The sequence below is a fragment of the Archangium sp. genome, from assembly GCF_036388035.1.
Lineage (GTDB): Bacteria > Myxococcota > Myxococcia > Myxococcales > Myxococcaceae > Archangium.
In genome coordinates, this window is sequence record NZ_DASVSO010000607.1 from 1 (window position 1) to 3,414 (window position 3,414).

General features: G+C 68.4%; 2 protein-coding genes and 2 pseudogenes. All 4 read right to left on the reverse strand.

The annotated features are described in order from the left end of the window. Positions 1 to 329, reverse strand: a pseudogene (locus VF697_RS24890) (hypothetical protein); the annotation flags it as partial. Positions 330 to 421: 92 nt separating this feature from the next. Then, positions 422 to 1,960, reverse strand: a complete 1,539-nt coding sequence (locus VF697_RS24895) for a radical SAM protein (RefSeq protein ID WP_331099117.1) — start codon at positions 1,958 to 1,960, stop codon at positions 422 to 424. Between the two features lie 130 nt (positions 1,961 to 2,090). After that, on the reverse strand, positions 2,091 to 2,978 hold the full coding sequence (locus tag VF697_RS24900; protein ID WP_331099119.1) for a hypothetical protein: 888 nt from the start codon (positions 2,976 to 2,978) through the stop codon (positions 2,091 to 2,093). A 29-nt stretch (positions 2,979 to 3,007) separates the two neighbouring features. Beyond that, positions 3,008 to 3,414: pseudogene (locus VF697_RS24905) on the reverse strand (TonB-dependent receptor); the annotation flags it as partial.

The window sequence follows — 3,414 nt, forward strand, 5'->3', positions numbered from 1 at the left end:
TCCTGCGAGCCCTGCAGGAGCTGCCCGAGCGCGCCCATGAGCTGGGCCAGGCTCTCGGACAGCTCGTAGGGGGCGAGCCGATCCCCCAGCCACCGCTTCCACAACTCCCCCGCGGCCGCATAGGGGTAGGGGGCGAACTGGCCGGTGCCCTTCCACTGCGGCATCCAGCTCTCGGCGATGCCGGCGGGATACTTCTTCTCGGCGAGCTGGCGGAAATCCGCCTCGCTCACCTGGACACCGTAGTGCCCGAGCGTCCCGATGATGGCCTCCGTCGAGTAGTCCTTCAGCCCCTTGCGCTGCCACGCCTTGTCCACGCGATCCGTGCTCACCGCTGCCACAAGCCTCCTGGCGCCTGGAAACGGCGCGTGCGGCCTTCTAGCAGACAGGGAGCGGGCGGGGCAGGGGTTGGCGGCACGGACCGTCAGACGGAAGGCTGAGGAGCCACCTTCGGAACAGTGGGCCACAGGGTGGGGTTGCGCCGCCCGTCCACCACCCGGCGCGCCAGGTAGGGCTGGCAGTCGCGCTCCTGGAAGGCGCGCTTGAAGGCCGCGAAGCCGCCTCCGGCCTTCCAGGCATCCATCGTGGCCAGGCCCGCCTCGGGGCCGCACTGGGCCAGCATGTACTCCACCCAGGCCCAGCGGGCCGAGGTGGGCCGCACCTCGGCGCGTCCCTTGAGCCCACGCCGCAGCCGCTCCAGGCGGTTCTCCACCTCGCGGATGCCGGCGAAGGGAGCCCCGTCCAGGGGGGTGTTGCGCTTGGCCACGAAGGGCGCGACGCCCAGGGCCACCGGGAGGATTTTCGACAGCTCGGTGGTGAAGCGCGCCAGCTCGTCGATGTCCGCGTCCTCCTCCAGGGGGAGGCCCACGACGTTGTACACCTTGAGCTGCTTCATCCCCGCCGTCTTGGCGAAGTTCGCCGCGCGGATGATCTGCTCCTCCGAGTGCTTGCGGTCCACGAGATCCCGCATGCGCTGGGAGGCCCCATCCGCGGCCACGGTGAGGTTGGTGGCGCCCCCGCGCCGGAGCTCATCCACCAGCTCCTGGGTGAGGCGATCCGCGCGCAGCGAGGACACACCCACCTCCCGGCCGGAGTCCACGAGGGTGCGCAGCAGCTCGACGATGCGCGGGTGGTCCGTCACGGCCGCGCCCACGAGGCCCACGCGCTTCGCATGCTCGGGGATGAGGGACAGGATCCGCTCGGGGGGCACGGTGCGCATGCCGCCGTTGGTGGTGCGCCGCATGACGCAGTAGTGGCACCCGCGCGAGCAGCCGCGCTCCGGCTCGATGAGGAACATCGAGCGCAGCTCCGTGTGCGGGGTGATGATGGCCGAGCGCGCCGGCAGCAGCGCATCCGTGGCCTTGGCGACGTAGTACCGCTGCCCTCCCCTTCCGGGCACCCGGAAGCCGGGGATGGTGGCGAGGTGCGAGAGGAGCGCGTCCTTCTCCAGGGTCGCCGCGGCTTCCACGAGGACGTGGATGAGCTCCTCGGCCTCGCCCTGGACGAGCACGTCCACGAAGGGCTCGAGCGGGTCCGGATTGGAGAAGGTGAGCGGCCCACCGGCCACGATGAGCGGGTGACGCTCGCTCCGCTCCTCCTTGAGGAGGGGGATGCCGGCCAGGTCCAACATGGAGAAGAGCCCGGTCAGCTCCAGCTCATAGGCCACCGAGAAGGCCAGCATGTGGAAGCTGGAGACGGGGGCCTGCGACTCGAAGGAGAAGAGGGGCGTGCGGGTGCGGCGGTACACCTCCACGTCATCGGGGAGGAAGGCCCGCTCGGCGGTGGCCCCCGGGTGGGAGTGAATCTCCCGGTACATGGCCTGGTAGCCGAGCGAGCTCATGCCCACGTGGTAGGGGCTCGGATAGCAGAGGGCCACCCGGTAGGGCGCCTCCTTGCGGAGCGTGCCCTGCTCGTCCGCCAGCAAGGCGGCGACGCGTTCGACGAGTGAGTACCGACCCTCCATGCACCTTCCCGGGAAACCAGAGACCCACCGTCCATAAACACCGCGGCCCCGCGCTGCCACTCCCACGTGGGGGAGCGACAACCGGGGCCGCGCTTCACTTCAGTTCAGCCTGCGAGAGGCCGAGCCCTTGTTACTTCTTGAAGGACGGAACCATCCCGTTGGGGACGCAGCCGCCGTCGCCATCAGGACCGATGCCCGCCACGCAGATGGCATCGAAGTCCGGGTTGAGGCCGGAGCCCTCGCCGCAACGGTCCGCCGCGTTCTCCTTGGTCGGGTTGGCGAAAGCCTCGGGGTCGCAGTGGACCTGCGGCCACAGGGCCAGCATCTTGTACTCCACCTCGCAGCCCGTGCCGTCCGAGTAGGTGAACTCGCCCGACGCCTGGGTGCCCGGAGCCGCGGCAGCCGAGTACACCTCGACCTTGGTGAACTTGTAGCTGACGGTCTCGCTGGGAACCAGGACCGCCTTGGTGTCACGGTGGAGCACCTCGCTCGCCGAGATCTTGGCCTCCTGGGTGAAGCCCTCCGCCAGGCACAGACCCGTGTTGGCGTTCGGCTCCTTGGCCAGGGTCGCGGGCCCGGTGCTGGCGGCCTTCATGACCTCGAGGGCCTGGCCCGGACGCTCCTCGTCGAGAGCCTCCAGGTCCACGCGATCGACCGTCACGTTCTCCATGACCGGCTTGCCCGTCTTGGGGTCGATCTTGACCGTACCGTCCTTGTTCTTGGCCTCCGCCTTGTACGTGAAGGCGAACCGCGAAGCAGTCCCACTCGGCCGGACGACCAGCTGGTTGGTGGGGTTGTTCAGGGGGTCCTTCACGTACTTCCAGAGGCCGAGCGCCTCACCCTTCAGATTGGCGCACGACTTGCCCGCGTCCGCCGGGTTCTTCAGGGTGTAGACAGCCTGCCAGGGCACATCCGAATCCTGAACCTGGCACCCGGGGGAGGGCTGCTCGAACGCACAACCGGAGATGACGCCGGCAGCGCCGATGATGGCTACCGCAGTTGCAATACGCTTGCTCATTGCTTGAAATCCCAATCCGGCTGGAGGTCTTAGAACGTGTACTTCAGTCCGAGGCGGATCTGCCGCGGGGCCTGGTACTGGGTCGGGTTCTTGTAGTTCAGGTTGCGATCAGCCTCGGTCAGCGGCTGACCGTTGCTGGCCCTGAGCACCTGGTCCGGCGTCAGCTCGCCATTGGCCTTGCCGCCCTCGATCGGCTTCACCGCGACGTTGGTGTAGATCTGATCCACCGCCGTCACGCCCTGGAAGTTGAACACGTTGAACACGTCCAGGCTGAGCGACACCACGTTCGCCTTGGAGACGCGGTAGTTCACGCCGACGTTCGTGTCGAAGTTGTTCACCCAGGGGGTCCGGCCGTTGCTGCCGCGGGTGAGGATGAACGCCTCGCTCGGGCCGTAGAGCTCGTGGGCTCCGATGGCGCTGATGGGCGTACCGGAGT